Consider the following 13,778-nt stretch of genomic DNA (forward strand, 5'->3'; position numbering starts at 1 on the left):
CGGCCGCCGGAGGGGTACGGCGGACGGCCGCCCGAGGGGTACGGCGAGCGGCCGCCCGAGGAGTACGGCGGACGGCCGCCCGAGGAGTACGGCGAGCGGCCGCCCCAGCAGTACGAGACCGGGCATCGCCCCGAGCCGGGGTCCGAACCCGGACCTCGTCCTGAGCCGGGCTACGAGGGAACGCCGCCGAACGGGGCCGAGGGAGAGGACCGCCGGCGCCGTCCTCCCCAGCGTGGGACGGCACGCCAGCCCTACCGCGACGAGCGCGGCCGGTACCGGGCACCGTGACCGAACCGGCGGACCGCTGCAGCCGAGGGACGGTTCCGATGGAACGGCCCGACGGAGGCTGGTGGGCGCACGACTCCCGCGGCGCGCGGGTGTGCTCACCGCGGTCACCGGTCCGCCGTGATGCCGGTGGACGAGGTCCCGCGACGTCGCACGTCCCAACTGCGGAGAGAACAGGAGGCCACAGATGGAGCGGTCGTTCGACGCGGTGGTGATCGGCTCCGGCATCAACGGGATGGTCGCCACGGCGGAACTGGCACTCGGTGGCTGGACGGTGGCGCTGATCGAGCGCAACCCGCAGATCGGTGGATTCATCGCCACCGAGGAGCGCACCGAGCCGGGGTACCTCCACGACACCTACTCGTCGTGGCACCCCCAGTTCGTCTCCGGCGGGGCGTACGCGTTCCTCGGCCCGGCGCTGCGCGAATGCGGTCTCGAGTACCGCAACACCGACGACGCGTTGTGCGCCTCGGTCACCGACGACGGCGACGTCACGATGGCCTACCGCAGCGTCCGCAAGACCGCGGCGGGGTTCAGCTGCGCCGAGGACGGCCGCGCCTACCGGCGGCACGTCCAGTGGGCCATGGACCACGGGGCCGAGATCGGCGCCCTCATGGCGGGGGAACTGTGGTCCCTCTCCGCTGCGCGGACCGCCTTCTCGCTGCTGCGCTCCACCGGGGTCTCCGCCACGGAGGCGCGGCTGCGGGACCTGGCGACCAGCGGCCGGTCCTGGTGCCGCCGGGAGTTCACCGGCCCGGACGTGGATCGGCTGTGGGCTCCCTGGCTGCTGCACGCCGGTCTGTCGCCCGACCACGCCTCCGGCGGATTCCTGCTGCCGGTGTTCGCCGCCAGCCTGCACGCCGCGGGTGCTCCGGTCGTCGCCGGTGGCTCCGGCCGGCTGGTGGACGCCTTCCGCGAGCTCCTGGGGTCGCTCGGCGTGGAGATCCTCAACGGGGTCACGGTCGACGGCATCGTGCTGCAGGACGGCCGGGCCGTGGGCGTGACGGCCGGCGGCGAGACGTTGCTCGGCGAGTCGGCGGTCCTGGCATCCGTCACTCCGACGGCCCTCTACGGCCGACTCCTGCCGCCCGGGGCCGTCGACCGCCAGATCGCCGTCGAGGCGGGCCGCTTCCGTTACGGCCGGGCCGCGATGCAGGTGCACGTCGCGCTCGACCGCCCGCTGAGCTGGGCGCGCGAGGAGCTGGCGGGAACCCCCGTCGTCCACCTCTCCGACGGCAGCGGGAGTACCGGCATCGCCTGTGCGGAGGCCGAGGCCGGCTTGCTGCCTGCCGCGCCGACCGTCGTCGTCGGCCAGCAGCACGTCCTCGACCCCTCCCGGGTGCCCGAGGGCAGGGCCGCGCTGTGGATCCAGCTGCTCGAGGTCCCCTTCTCCCCTCGCGGGGACGCCGGTGGAGAACTGGACGTTTCTTGCGGCTGGACGCCACAACTCGGCTACGGGTTCGCCGCCCGCGCGCTGGACCGGCTCAAGCAGCACGTCCCCGACCTGCCGCAGAGGGTCCGGAAGCTGGACGTCGTCACTCCCGCCGACCTCGCCGAGTACAACGTCAACGCCGTCCAGGGCGACCCGTACGGCGGGGATGCACAGCTGGACCAGAACTTCCTGTGGCGGCCGCTCCCGAGCACCAGCAGCCACCAGACCCCCGTGCCGAACCTGTGGCACATCGGCGCGAGCACCCACCCGGGCGCGGGCCTGGGCGGCGCATCGGGTCACATGGTGGCGCAGCGGCTGCTCGCCTCTCCCGGCACCGCAGGTGGTCCGCGGCCCAGTGGGCACCGCGTGCTCCCACGCCTGGCACGGTCTCGAGGTCGGTGAGGCAGGTGGGTGCCCGGTGGGGGGCGGCCGCGATCGGGACCGCCGGGACAGGCCCGGAGGGCCGGTCCCCTGAGGACGGGCGGCCACCGCGGACGGCGCCGCACACCGCCGGCGTCGGCGCGGGGGTCGGGCGCGGGCTGTCACGGCTCACAGCAGCCCGGCCACCTCGCCCGGGATGGTCCCACCCACGACGCGTGCAGCACCGCACGACGGAGGAGCCACGGCTCGTGCTGCGCGGGAGCACCTGGGGGTGGTCGACCCGTCGGCCCGGTGCCCAGGAGGCTCCGGTGACCACGGCCCACCTGGGGTTGGTTGCTGATGACGGCCGATGACCTGGCCGGCATCGGCCCGCCCCCGCCGGCCGGGTCCGGCGCGGCTGGAACTGCACCGGGACGGGCAGCGGTGGCCGGACCCGCTCCGGTGACTCGACCGGTTCGACGGCCCGCCGCCTCCGGGCCGCGTGTCATGGCGTCAGGGGCGGACGCTCCGGCGGTCGGCCACCGCGGCGACGTCAGTCCCGGTCGTCGGCGCGGGCGTCGGCCACCACCCGGAACCACTCCGAGTGGCCGGGTTCGGCCTCCAGGCGTTGCAGGGTGGCTCGCTGGTCGAGGTACGCGGGGTCGGAGTGCCACGCCTCCCAGTCCTCGCGGCTCCTCCAGGTCCCGACGATCACGCGGGTCGAGCTCTCGTCGTCCGAGGTGAGGAGCTGACCGGAGATCCAGCCGGGCCGCTCACGGGCCGAGTCGAACCGGGCCCGCATCGCGGCGTCCCACTCCGCCTCTCCACCCGGCTGCAGCTTGCTCGTGGTCACCACGGTCATCATCGGAGCCTCCTGGTCCGCTCGGGGGATCGGCCGCGGGCGGGGTCGCGGGACAGGTGGGGTGAGCGGCGTCCGGATCCCCGGGGGGAGGGGTTGCCGCGATGGGCACGGCCTCCGGCCAGGCGCTCTCCGCGGAGCCGGCGATGCCGGTGGAGGCCGTGTGGAGTCCAGAGCCCGTCGTGTCCCTGGCCTGCCGCGGTCGACGTACCCCGCTCACGTCGGGACCGGGACCTCCCGACGCCATCGCGAACTGTCGTCGTCCGCCGTCCTACAGGGCGTGGGGACGACGAGGACGCCTGGTCAGACGGTCTCGGGTACCCGCAGGTGTGCCAGCGTGAGGTCGAACTCCGCGACCTCGAGCACCTCCACCCCCATCCGACTCGCGAACTCCTCGCGCAGGGTCGTGAACTGGTCGCGGGTGTTCGCCATGGCCTCGCGGTTCTCGAACACGACCGCTGAGGCGCATCGGCCGTCCCGGCGGTCGACCATGAGGCTGTTGCTGCAGAACCCGGGTGTCTCCTCCCACCAGGGCATCAGACTCTCCCGGTAGGCGTCGGTGACCCGGTCCAGGCCCGCTGCGTCGCTCCGGGCCCACGTCACTCGTGCACAGGCGCCGTCCCCGGCCCGGTGCGCCCGGTGCAGGACGGCGATCTCCCACTCCTGGACCTCGGGTGCGGCGCCGAACCTCTCGGCTGCTCGTTCCCGTGACACGCGGATGCGCTCAGCGCTCGCGTGCATCGCGTCCGCGGTCTCCCAGGCGCTGGTGACGATGCACCGACCGGTGTCGCGATCGCTCAGGACCGAGAGTCCGACGCAGCCGTCGAGGTCCGTGACCATCGGCATGACCTCGTCGCGGACGAAGGCGACGAGGTCGACGACGGCCTCCGGCCGTACTCGCATCGTGGTGGATCGGGCGTACATGCCACCGCTCCTCTCCGGACGACGGCGACACCCCTGCGGCATCGCCGCGCGGCCCACTCTGCTCCTCCCCCCGAGCCCGGGCAACGGGCACCACGGCACCCGAGGGCGCCGCCCAGCGGGACCATGACCGGGCTGTAGGCACGGGGAGGAGGGTGTCACCCACGAGCGGGCTCACCCCGAGCACCGCCCGGATCGGCGCGGTGTGAGTGCTCAGCCACGGTGCGGTGGCCGCTCAGGGCAGGCGGAGGGCCTCGGGGCGGAGGGCCTCGGCGAGGAGGAGACCGCCGAGGGAGCTGCCGGCGCCGACCGCGGCACACCGGCTCACTCTGCGGCCAGCAACTTCTCGACCTCGGTCCGCGCGGCGGTGTCGATCCTCGTCAGTTCGTCGAGCAGGTCCCCGGTCTCGCCGGCCGCGGCCAGGTCCGCGGTCAGCCGTGCCGAGCTGTCCAGCAGGCTGAGGTGCAGCCGCCAGCGGCTGTGCTCGTCGTCGGGGATCGCCAGCGTGTACGGCATCTCGAACGGGGCGCCGCCGCACGCAGGATCGCCCGGGGCGGGGTCGGCCTTGGCCGGTCGCGTGGTCAGCAGCCGGGCGACACCGCGCATCCCCGACAGCTCCTCGCCGCGCATCTGGAGGAACGCCCAGTCGCGGAGGTGCCCGCGCGGGGTGGGTTCGCCGGCGTCGTCGACGAGCGGACCGGGCCGGGACAGTGCGTGCGCGAGGTCGACCAGCAGCATGCGGTACCGGACGTCGAACAGCTGGGCCCACGTTCGGGTGACGGGGTGGGTGATGCGGTTGCGTTCCGCCGTCGGGTCGCCGTCGGGTTGCGGGCCGGTGGTGGGGTCGGTGGGTACGGGACGGGTGGGCAGCCAGGTCGGCGTCCCGCCGTACTCGGTCTCCGGGAACGAGCGGTAGATCTCGAGGAACTGGTGGAAGTGGGCGGGAGGCTCGCCCGGCGACGGCAGCGCCGAGCCCTCGCCCTGCTCGCCGATGGCCCGCAGGGCGGCGACCGCCTCGGCGCGGGTGGTCACCGCCCGCACGATGAGCCGGCCGAAGCCGAACCAGTCCTCCGGGCGGGCCTGCCGGTCCGCGGCCGAGTCCGGGTGCAGGTCGGCGTCGGTGAGTTTGGCGGGATCCGAGAAGACGTCGACGAGCGTGTCGAACAGGACGCCCACGCGGTTGGGGCGCATCCCGCCCGTGGCACCGGTGGCCCGGTCGACGATCTCGGCGATGTCTTCCTCGCCCGGGTCGGCGGGCATCTCCGCGGCGACGTACTTGGCCAGGGACGTCCTGCTCATCGGCTCCAGGGTCAGGGGGAAGGGGTACAGGAGCGATCGGAAGGGGAAGTCCTCGCGCTCGAGGTTGAGGGGCCCGCCGATGAAGCGCAGGAGGTTCTGCTCGGTGAGCAGGTGCGCCATCTCCTCCCGGGCGATGGCGGTGATCGTGTTCCGCCAGGCCGCCGTCCGCGGGGCCGCATCGGGCGGTACCGCGTGTCCGGCGAAGTCGGCGTCGGCCAGTGAGTAGGCGCCGTAGAGGTACTGGACCATCAGGGCGTGCTCCACCTCGGCCGCGGTGTGCAGGAGGAACACCGCCCAGTCCCACCACGTCAGCTCCGGTGGCTTCGGGATCGTCGCGGCGGTCCTGGCCTCCGCGGCGTCCGGCGCGACGTCCAGGTCGGGTATGTGCAGGAGCCGGGTGGCCCGGGCGCGGGTCACTGCTGGTCCAGGGGGACCCGGCGCAGGCCCGCCTGCGCGGTCGGCTGCAGACCCGGCTGTGCGACCGCCTGCAGGCCCTGGCGCGCGGCCTCGGTCGGAGCGCTCGGCTGGACCGCGGCTCCACCCGGCGACTCGGGCGCGTCGAGCGTTCCCGTCACCCTGCCGGTCTGGCAGTCGGTGTCGAAGGCCAGGAAGGCGGCCGTGAAGCGGACGGCCGGCAGGCCGGCGAGGAAGGCCAGCGCCCCGTGGGGCTGCGAGGCCACCGCGACCTCCCGGTCGATGAGGCCGGTGTAGCGCATCATGAACTGCAGGGGAGAGGCGATGGCGTCGAGGCCGTGGCTGGGCCTGGTGTCGGTGTGCTCCCGGATGCGACGGTCGCGGATACGGCCGGCTCGCTCGTCCGCCGGCTGCTGAGCCACGAGCCGGGACAACTTGGTCGCGATCGTGTTCCACGCATTCTCCGCCCACGTGGCGGCGGGGATGCCGAAGTCGCCCGGACGGTCGGCCGAGGGGTCGGCGTCAGGCAGGACGACCCCATCGGCGTAGGGCGCGGTCGAGCCAGGGGGGTCGGCAGGGGAGAGTCGGGGCACGGCCGGAGCCGACGCGCCGGAGAAGACGGTGCCCAGCTCGAGCCGGAAGTCGGAGATCGGCTCGAAGCCGTCCGGTGCGAAAGCCCCGTTCCGGCCGTCGAACACGCAAGCCGCCCCCAGCCGGACCGGTAGTCCGATCACCGGGTCCCCGACGTCGAACCGCACCGTGTCGCTCCCCACCCGGGCCTCGATCGACGTGACGTTGACGCCTATGGGCTCGCAGAAGGGCCGCAGGGCGACGCCGTCGTGGAACCGCACGATGCGGTCGAGCGGGGGCTCGTCGGGATGGTCGGGGTCGGGGCCCTGGACCGCGAAGACGCCGAAGTTCGAGTTCTCCCCCCAGGGGTGGTCGAACGCGTCGGGGTCGGTCGGGAGCCGGCACTGGAAGGTGCCCCGGAACCGGACGGCCGGGCGGGTGACCGCGGTGAGAGCGAGCGATGCCAGGACGGTCGTGCCTTGGACCACCTCGATCGTCGTGTCGTTCACCGCTGCGCTGGGTGAGGTCGCCGTCAGGGTGGCGTCGGTGGCCGCCGCCGACACGTGGACCGTGGCAGGCGAGACCTGGACGCCGGCTCCGCTGCCCGCCCGCACGCGGACGACGACGTCGCCCTGGGAGCCGTCCACGGTGCGCAGGGTCAGCCGGCCCGGGATCGGGGTGGCGGCTTCGGGGACGATGAGGAACGCGCGGCTCGACGGCGCCCCCTCGACCGACGCCTCGATCCCGCCGATCTCTCCGACGTCCTCTGGGCAGCCGTCGTCGACCCAGGTCGCGATGACGTCGATCGACTCGTCGGGAACCGGTGGGCGGCCGGCGGGCATGCGGCGGAAGGTGGCGCCCGGCGTGCCGGTGTCCTGGCCGAACGGATTCTGGCCGCGCAGGGCTTTGACCAGGTTGGAGCCGGCCCCATTGCCGAGCGTGACGATCGGCAGACCGAGGATCCGGAAGGCCACGAACTGGTCGCGCGTCTGGTTGCGCCAGAACGCGCGGTGCGGTCCACCCACGGGGGTCCCCGGTCCACCGACGGCGTCGTCGAGGATCTGCTTGACCTGGAGAAATCGGTTCATGACGTCCCCCCGGTGGCCGGTGAACGGTTGACCTGATCGCGGTTTCTCGTCCGTACCCGTCCGATCGGGTACGGGCGCGGACGTCGTCTCACGATGGGTGCGAACTCGCCGACGGATCCCCCGCGTCTGCCACCATCGAACGCGGCGGTCGTCACCGGGATGTCACCGCTGCCTCACGGGGAATGCTCCGCCATTCGAGCACCTCGACACTCACCGAACTGACCGAGGAGCGAGTACATCGCCGGCAGCTTCCGCGCGGCCTGCCTGCGCCGGGGCGTGCAGCAGGGGCTGGCCGACCAGGATCGGTGCCGGACAACGCTGTCATCGGGCCGGGAACTCCGCGCTGCAGTTCGACGTGCGCCGCGACCATCGGTCTGCCATCCGCGGCGAGGCCCGGCAGGCGGTGGCCCAGTGGATCGCCGACCACGACCACGACCGGCGGCACTCCGCACCGGAGTGCGCTCCCCGATCGCAATCGAGCGCTCGAGCCCGTCACGCTGATCCCGCAGCTCGGCGTTGTCTCGGCGCAGCGGCACCGGAGCGTCCGGTCACCAGCAGGCCCGACGAGAGGAGCACCGTCTCCTCGGCGACCGGAGCACGGCGGTCCAGGTGACGGGATCGGGCACAGCGGGACATCGATTGTCGCGCAGCCGTGAGAGGACGTGTCCCAACGACGTTCCCGCTCCTTCCGATCATCTCCTCGCCGTCGACGTTGTCCTCCGACCCAGCCAACTGCCCGCTGCCGGGGACAGTTCAGCGGCTCGAGCGACCACTCCGCCTCGTGGATCGGCACGACTCATGGCAGTGGCCGTTGTCACACCTCAACTCGCCACGCGGGATGCCGTGCCTGCCACGGGTCGGATCTCGTACAGGTGCAGAGCTCTAGAAACCAGCCCCGGTCCTCCGATGGACGTGAGCGCTGTCGTCAGGGCGGCGAAGCCGGTGAAGGTCACGAGATCCTCCGACTGGTTCACCTCTGGAATGGTGAGGTGGATGTCGATGCTGTGGCTGTCGGGCACTACCTCCACCGTTCCTTCGATGACGAGGCCGTGTTGAGTCGACGCGAACGACGGATTTGCGATCTGTCGCCCGTCCACGTTCAGAGTGACGGCAGCAGTGCCCGACATGTCCGATGTGTCGACCACCGCGTCGACACCCTTGCCGATCACGACATAGTGGTTGGCCGGATCAAAGGCCATGGTCGCCTCTCCCTCGGGGTGTTCATGCGCCCTGTCCCGGCGGCTCGGCGAGCGACGCGATGACCCGCGTCGACGGTCCTCGCAGAGTAGGAGCGCGCACGTCACCAGGACATCACCGGCGCGTCACTCGCACGTGCCTCCGATTCGACGTGATGGCGTCGAATGATCCGGCCGTCGCCCGGTCGACGGCGCTGAACGCACAGGCGCATTCCCCTGGTGCGACCATCGACGTGTATCCACGAGTTGCTGCTCGGAGGACACGCGTCGGGGGTCGCCGGGACCGACGGCGTGTGCCACGTGAACGGCCGCGTCGGAGACCGGAGCCGCGAGACCCCTACGTGCGGGCTGGGGTCAGCGGCGACCCTGGCTGACCAGGTCGCTGAGATGTCCTCAGGGACCCCAGTCGAACGTACGTCTCGAGGGCCTCGGGAACCGCGGTGGCGCCGGTGCTGGCGACCGGGCTGCCCGGAGCCCAGTCGACTCCGGTCGGTACGGGCGGTCAGGCCGCGTGAGCGGTCGGGGCGGTGTCCCGAGCTCGATGGGGGTCGTGCGGCCGAGGGCGTCGTGCCGCCGGCGGGCGTGGCGCAGGCCGGGCCGACCGGCAGCAGAACCCGAGACTTCTGCCGTCCACGATGCTCGGTTCGAGGGGCAAGGCCGCTTTCGAGATCACGCGTCCGCCGCCCTGCAACGAGCCGTGCGTCGGGTGATGCCGCGGTGACAGCTCGGTGACGGTGAGGATGTGAACCTGCTGCGGGACCGAGTCGTCACGGTCTCCGAGCGGTTGCGGAGCGCTCTGGAAGTAGCCAGGTCTCCTTCATGAGCGAGCAGCGAGCGGGTCGGTGTCGATGACCCGATCGCGCAGTCACGTCGGCATCCGCTTCGGATCCACGCACGATCACGATCCACGCACGATCACGAGATGTCTCACGATCACGAGATGTCTCACACGGGTGGCTGGGAGGGAGCCACGACCTCGGCATGAAGGAATTCCTCGTCCCCATTCGGAGGTGCGGTGCACCGGGTCCTGCCGCCGCCCGCCGGGAACATGCCACAGACCCCTGTCGTCGTCCAATTCCGATTGGAGCACGAAGTGTCGTGAGCCGCCAACGATGCAAGGCAACGGTCGGGCGGGTCCGAGAGGCTCGGATGGTCAGGGGGCGCCGCAGCAGGCGCTGAGCACGAACTCCCGTGACATTTCCGGGGTGCGCGCTCGACCACCTCGCCGACGAGGTGATGAGGGCGAGCGAGGTGTGTCGATGTTGTGCAGAGCCGCGAGAGGCAGCGGCACGGGTGCCAGCGATCGAGGAAGTCTGGTGACGCGGGAGTGGATGGACGCGTGAACTCCCACCGAGACGAGGGTGAGTGACCACGACCCGAGGCCCACGAGTCAACGGAAGGACGAGCCATGGCCGACCAAGTCGTCAGCAACCCGACCTACATGGAGCACATCCGGCACTTCTTCGACGACGTGGACCTCGAGCACATGCTGGCACGCGGCATCGACCTCACGACCTATCCGGCATTGAGAGCGAATGCGGCACGGGTGTTCCAGCACACCCGCCCGAACGGAGGCGACATGCCACCCGACGCGGGCCGCAGATGGAGCCAGGAGCGACACACCACGTTCCGCAACTGGATCGTCACCGGCTTCCCGCTCGGCACCCCTCAGCCGCAACCGGTGCAGGCCGGGACCGGGACGCGGATCCGCAAAGACGCCCGCGACCTCACCGACGAGGAGATCGCGACGCTGCGCCGGGCCTTCCAAGGTCTGATGGACCAGCCCGCACAGGCGCCCGACAGCTACTTCACCTGGGGCGGCGTCCACGGCCTGCCGGCCCCGTTCGAGTGCCTGCACCACGAAGACCTCTTCCTGCCCTGGCACCGAGTCCTGTTGCGGCGATTCGAGGACGCCCTGCGAACGGTGCCCGGCTGCGCAGACGTCACACTGCCGTTCTGGGACATCACCGCGGAAGTGCCACAGTTCCTCTACACCGCGCCATTCGACGCGTACACCCTTCCCGCTGGCATCGGCGCCGGCTTCCCGGCGGGCTATACCACCGACCGTTACTCTGCCGCGGAGGTCCTGTCGAACGTCACGAGCTTCGGCGTCCCCCAGCAGATCGCGGAGGCCGCGGCGATGTTCGACTGGGGCAAGTTCCGCAACAAGCTGGAGGGCGCTCACGACAACGGCCACCCCTCCACCGGCCACACGATGACCGACGCGGACGTCGCGTCCTACGACCCGATCTTCTGGCTTTTCCACGCCAATTGGGATCGTCTGTGGTGGGAGTGGCAGCAGACGATGTCGGCCACCACGCAATGGTCGTTCCGCAGCACGATCACCGACGGCCAGAGCGACTTCCTGACCAGTGGGTTCGACGACCTCTCACCGTTCGGTGAGAAAGCCGCGGCCACGATCGACCTCTCGGCCACCGGCGTCGGGTACGGACTCGCGCACACGAGTCCCCCAACGGACGCGGACCTACCGCGAATCCCGGCGCTGGCCTTCGGGAGCGTCCCCGCCTCGCGCCGGATCGCCGTGGGCTCGGAGCGCCAGGCCTCCGTCCGGCTGAAGGGTGTGAACCGCCTCGCGATTCCCGGTACGTTCGAGGCCATCCTCACGGCCGACGGCGTCCCCGTGGCCCGGCAAGCATTCTTCCAGAGGACCCGCCCCCGCGAGTGCACCGGCTGCCGCGAGAAGGGTGTCGTCGACCTCGACTTCCAGGTCGGCGTCGAGACCGTCACCGGCAAGACGCTCGGCGTGACGATCGAGATCCTCTCGCCGGGTGCAGAGCGGATCGGCCGTACCTTCCCGCTGTCGTCGTGCGGCGACCCCACCATCAACATCAGGTTGCCACTCGAGGACCGGACGTGATGCAGGAACCCAACACCCGTTCCTGCTCGCTGAGACCACGTCCTCCTCGACTGTGCATGATCCACTGCTCGAGTTCAGTTCCCGCTCCGCTGGTCGGGTGGTCCGGCGTGCACCACAGGGGGTGGAGCCAGGCACGTCCCATCGGGCCAATCGCGGGCGCCGATCGTCGGGACGGCGGTCTGCATTCGCCCCTGATGCGGTCGTCGTCGTGGGGTGGCGCGCTCCACCATCGATGTCAACGGGCAGCTGCCGCGGTGCACCCCTCTCGGCAGCTGCAGCTTCGTGGTCCCGGCAAAGCTGATATCAGGTCCAACCGACCGGCGGCCCACCGGCGCGGGGGCCGTCCTTCCCGGTCATGGCCAGGGCAGACGACGGTTCAGACCGCGCTGGGACGAGAGGGGTTCGTGGCCGGCCGGCCGGACAGCGAGGACCCCGCAGGAGGCCAAGGGCGCCGGCCAGCAGCTCGTCGAGGGACCGGCGAACCGGCCAGGCACACGTGTTGGACATCGACGCCGACACGGTCGCCGCCCCGCGGGTACACCGCGCAACTCGCGGTTCCCTCACGCACGAGCTCGTGCGGGACGCCACGCTCGTGCTAGGCGATCTCGACGGCACGCACCGCCACCCCGAGCGGTACGCGCGGCGGTTCGTCGAGCAGGTCGCGCAGGCGCGCAAGGCGCTCGGGGAGAACCTGCTGCCGGCGATCCGGCTGCACGACCTCCGCCACACCCACGCGACCCTGCTGCTGGCCGACGGCGTGCCGGTGAAGGTCGTCTCCGAGCGCCTGGGCCACGCGAGCGCCACCATCACGCTCACCGTCTACCAGCACGTCCATCCCGGCATGGGCCGCGAGGCGGCCGGCGCAGATGGTGGTCGAACTCGCCATGGGTGAGGAAGCCGGCGAAGGTGAGCTGGTCGAAGGCTGAGGACCCGCGGTCCGCGCCGATCTTCGCCGCCGCGACGGCGTCACGGAGCTGCTCCGGCACGATCAGCCAGCCGAGCCCGGTGCAAGCGTCTTGCTGGCCGTCCCCGAGTAGCCGACCAGGTCGGGGGCGTCGACACCCGCAGACCGCCGGCCGGCGCGATCATCCACTCCGATCACGGCGGGCAACTCGGCTCTCGGGTGTTCAGCACCCGCGCCCAGCAGTCCGGACCGGTGCCCTCCATGGGGTCGATCGGCGACTGCGACGAAAGCGCGGCCATCGAGTCCTTCCGGTCCCGCATGCAGGTCGAGCTCCTCGACCGCCGCCGCGGCACTCCGCCCTCGGCTGGCTCACACCCGTGGAGTTCGAGCACCGGTCATCGACCACCGTGGCACGAAGTCCAGCGAGGCGACTCCACGAAATGCGGGGCACACCAGGGCCTCCACTGAACCCGGGGCGGTCACGAGCTGAGTGCGACCCTGGTCCTGAGCCTGGTCCTGAGCCTGGTCCGGTGGACGGGTGGACCGGGGATCAGGCTTCGGGCGCCGCCTGGGGGTCACGCCCGGTGGCGAAGGCCGGGTGCTGCGCGGCCAGTTCGCTGGCCTGTCCGAGCCCGGTGAGCGGGCTCCAGGGGAGGAACGCATCGAGGTTCCGGCGGGCGACCTCGACGAGGTGGGTGGTCAAACGAGACATGGGTGCTGGCACCTCTTCTCCATGTGGTCCATCAGTGACATCAGGGCCAGCGAAGAGAGAACGAGGACTGTTCCGGTCTCCGGCGTGAGGCCGCTTACGCTCCACGGCACGCCGGCGTCGGGTGTCATGGGCAGTTCACCGCGGCTGGAGGCCCGGTCCGGACGGGGCGCTCGCGTTCCGGCGCGGCAGCGGAACCGTCCGCGGGCTCACACGTCCCTGGCGGGCACGTGGGTGACCGGCAGGTGGAACTTGTGCTCCAGACGACCGGGCAGGTCCTGGTGCAGCCAACGGGACACCCGCGCGGGGAGCGTGGACACGATGATCTCGTCGAACTCGTGGGTGGCCGTGGCCTCCTCGGCTGCCCGCACCGGATCGGGGTCACCCACCGTGCCGTCGGCACGGACCCCTGCAGCGGTCAGCCTCCGCACGGCGGCGTCGAGCTTGGCCTGCGCCAGTCTCCGCGCCTCCGCCGGCGGCGCCGGCAACGTCGGGATCCCACCCATGACGGGCATCGGGATCGGCACGGCGTTCGACGCGAGGTCCTTCACCGGCGTCGCCGGCACGACGAGCCAGAACTCGGCAGGACCGGCGGCCACCCGCTCACGGACGAGCTCCATGAGCTCGTCGCTGTCGAGCGACTGGTTCGCCACGACGAGGTAGCGGTTCATGGGTCTCCTCCGGACGAACCGTTGGACGTGCGCGAACCGAGGCGACGCGGCGACGTCGCGGGGCCATCACCGGTCTGGCCCGACCGGGGCGGCGGCAGGAGAGGCGGATGGCCGCTTTCGCCCACCTGGTGCTCCGGGACGTCAGGCAGCAGGGGATCGACGGCCGAACCGTACCGCTCATCCCGAGCCGTG

Annotated in this window: 11 protein-coding genes and 1 pseudogene; 4 read left to right on the forward strand and 8 right to left on the reverse strand. The window is 71.7% G+C overall.

Going from position 1 to position 13,778, the window contains the following annotated elements; translation table 11 throughout:
• Together BUB17_RS27495 and BUB17_RS20870 are read left to right on the forward strand one after the other, a co-directional pair.
• Positions 1-288, forward strand: a pseudogene (locus BUB17_RS27495) (hypothetical protein); the annotation flags it as partial.
• 184 nt (positions 289-472) lie between these two features.
• Positions 473-2,119 (forward strand): phytoene desaturase family protein, encoded by a 1,647-nt coding sequence (locus tag BUB17_RS20870; RefSeq protein WP_072920604.1) that lies wholly within the window; start codon positions 473-475, stop codon positions 2,117-2,119.
• Positions 2,120-2,630: 511 nt separating this feature from the next.
• Here BUB17_RS20870 and BUB17_RS20875 read toward each other — a convergent pair.
• From BUB17_RS20875 to BUB17_RS20895, 5 genes are all read right to left on the reverse strand, one after another.
• Complete coding sequence (locus BUB17_RS20875) at positions 2,631-2,942, reverse strand: antibiotic biosynthesis monooxygenase family protein (protein ID WP_072920605.1); 312 nt, start codon at positions 2,940-2,942, stop codon at positions 2,631-2,633.
• 297 nt (positions 2,943-3,239) lie between these two features.
• Positions 3,240-3,860 (reverse strand): antibiotic biosynthesis monooxygenase, encoded by a 621-nt coding sequence (locus tag BUB17_RS20880; RefSeq protein WP_072920606.1) that lies wholly within the window; start codon positions 3,858-3,860, stop codon positions 3,240-3,242.
• 321 nt (positions 3,861-4,181) lie between these two features.
• The gene (locus BUB17_RS20885; RefSeq protein WP_072920607.1) at positions 4,182-5,573 is read right to left on the reverse strand and encodes a ferritin-like domain-containing protein; all 1,392 of its coding nucleotides are present in this window, start codon (positions 5,571-5,573) and stop codon (positions 4,182-4,184) included.
• Entirely contained in the window at positions 5,570-7,228 is a 1,659-nt protein-coding gene (locus BUB17_RS27035) for a hypothetical protein (RefSeq protein ID WP_072920608.1), read from the reverse strand. The genes BUB17_RS20885 and BUB17_RS27035 overlap by 4 nt, the downstream gene beginning before the upstream one ends.
• Positions 7,229-8,049: 821 nt before the next feature.
• The gene (locus tag BUB17_RS20895; protein WP_072920609.1) at positions 8,050-8,427 is read right to left on the reverse strand and encodes a hypothetical protein; all 378 of its coding nucleotides are present in this window, start codon (positions 8,425-8,427) and stop codon (positions 8,050-8,052) included.
• A 1,405-nt stretch (positions 8,428-9,832) separates the two neighbouring features.
• Between BUB17_RS20895 and BUB17_RS27270 the strand changes: the two genes are divergently transcribed.
• Both BUB17_RS27270 and BUB17_RS27990 read left to right on the forward strand, forming a co-directional pair.
• A complete protein-coding gene (locus tag BUB17_RS27270) occupies positions 9,833-11,302 on the forward strand; it encodes a tyrosinase family protein (RefSeq protein WP_072920610.1) in 1,470 nt (489 codons plus the stop codon).
• Positions 11,303-11,876: 574 nt separating this feature from the next.
• On the forward strand, positions 11,877-12,194 hold the full coding sequence (locus BUB17_RS27990) for a tyrosine-type recombinase/integrase (RefSeq protein WP_244277405.1): 318 nt from the start codon (positions 11,877-11,879) through the stop codon (positions 12,192-12,194).
• Positions 12,195-12,400: 206 nt separating this feature from the next.
• Here BUB17_RS27990 and BUB17_RS28335 read toward each other — a convergent pair whose 3' ends face one another.
• The 3 genes from BUB17_RS28335 to BUB17_RS20910 all read right to left on the reverse strand — a co-directional run bounded on the left by BUB17_RS28335 (position 12,401) and on the right by BUB17_RS20910 (position 13,586).
• Positions 12,401-12,526 (reverse strand): hypothetical protein, encoded by a 126-nt coding sequence (locus BUB17_RS28335; protein ID WP_280173901.1) that lies wholly within the window; start codon positions 12,524-12,526, stop codon positions 12,401-12,403.
• Positions 12,527-12,756: 230 nt separating this feature from the next.
• Positions 12,757-12,918, reverse strand: coding sequence for a hypothetical protein (locus BUB17_RS27050; RefSeq protein WP_175561437.1), 162 nt, complete (start codon positions 12,916-12,918; stop codon positions 12,757-12,759).
• A gap of 206 nt (positions 12,919-13,124) precedes the next feature.
• Positions 13,125-13,586, reverse strand: a complete 462-nt coding sequence (locus tag BUB17_RS20910) for a hypothetical protein (protein WP_072920612.1) — start codon at positions 13,584-13,586, stop codon at positions 13,125-13,127.
• Positions 13,587-13,778 lie beyond the last annotated feature (192 nt).

The sequence above is a fragment of the Geodermatophilus obscurus genome (assembly GCF_900143215.1).
Taxonomy (GTDB): Bacteria; Actinomycetota; Actinomycetes; order Mycobacteriales; family Geodermatophilaceae; genus Geodermatophilus; species Geodermatophilus obscurus_A.

Coding starts and splice junctions, on each gene's coding strand:
- BUB17_RS20870 (WP_072920604.1), top strand. CDS start 473: ATGGAGCGGTCGTTCGACGCGGTGGTGATCGGCTCCGGCATCAACGGG.
- BUB17_RS20910 (WP_072920612.1), bottom strand. CDS start 13,586: ATGAACCGCTACCTCGTCGTGGCGAACCAGTCGCTCGACAGCGACGAG.
- BUB17_RS27270 (WP_072920610.1), top strand. CDS start 9,833: ATGGCCGACCAAGTCGTCAGCAACCCGACCTACATGGAGCACATCCGG.
- BUB17_RS20875 (WP_072920605.1), bottom strand. CDS start 2,942: ATGATGACCGTGGTGACCACGAGCAAGCTGCAGCCGGGTGGAGAGGCG.
- BUB17_RS20895 (WP_072920609.1), bottom strand. CDS start 8,427: ATGGCCTTTGATCCGGCCAACCACTATGTCGTGATCGGCAAGGGTGTC.
- BUB17_RS27050 (WP_175561437.1), bottom strand. CDS start 12,918: ATGTCTCGTTTGACCACCCACCTCGTCGAGGTCGCCCGCCGGAACCTC.
- BUB17_RS20880 (WP_072920606.1), bottom strand. CDS start 3,860: ATGTACGCCCGATCCACCACGATGCGAGTACGGCCGGAGGCCGTCGTC.
- BUB17_RS27035 (WP_072920608.1), bottom strand. CDS start 7,228: ATGAACCGATTTCTCCAGGTCAAGCAGATCCTCGACGACGCCGTCGGT.
- BUB17_RS28335 (WP_280173901.1), bottom strand. CDS start 12,526: ATGCGGGACCGGAAGGACTCGATGGCCGCGCTTTCGTCGCAGTCGCCG.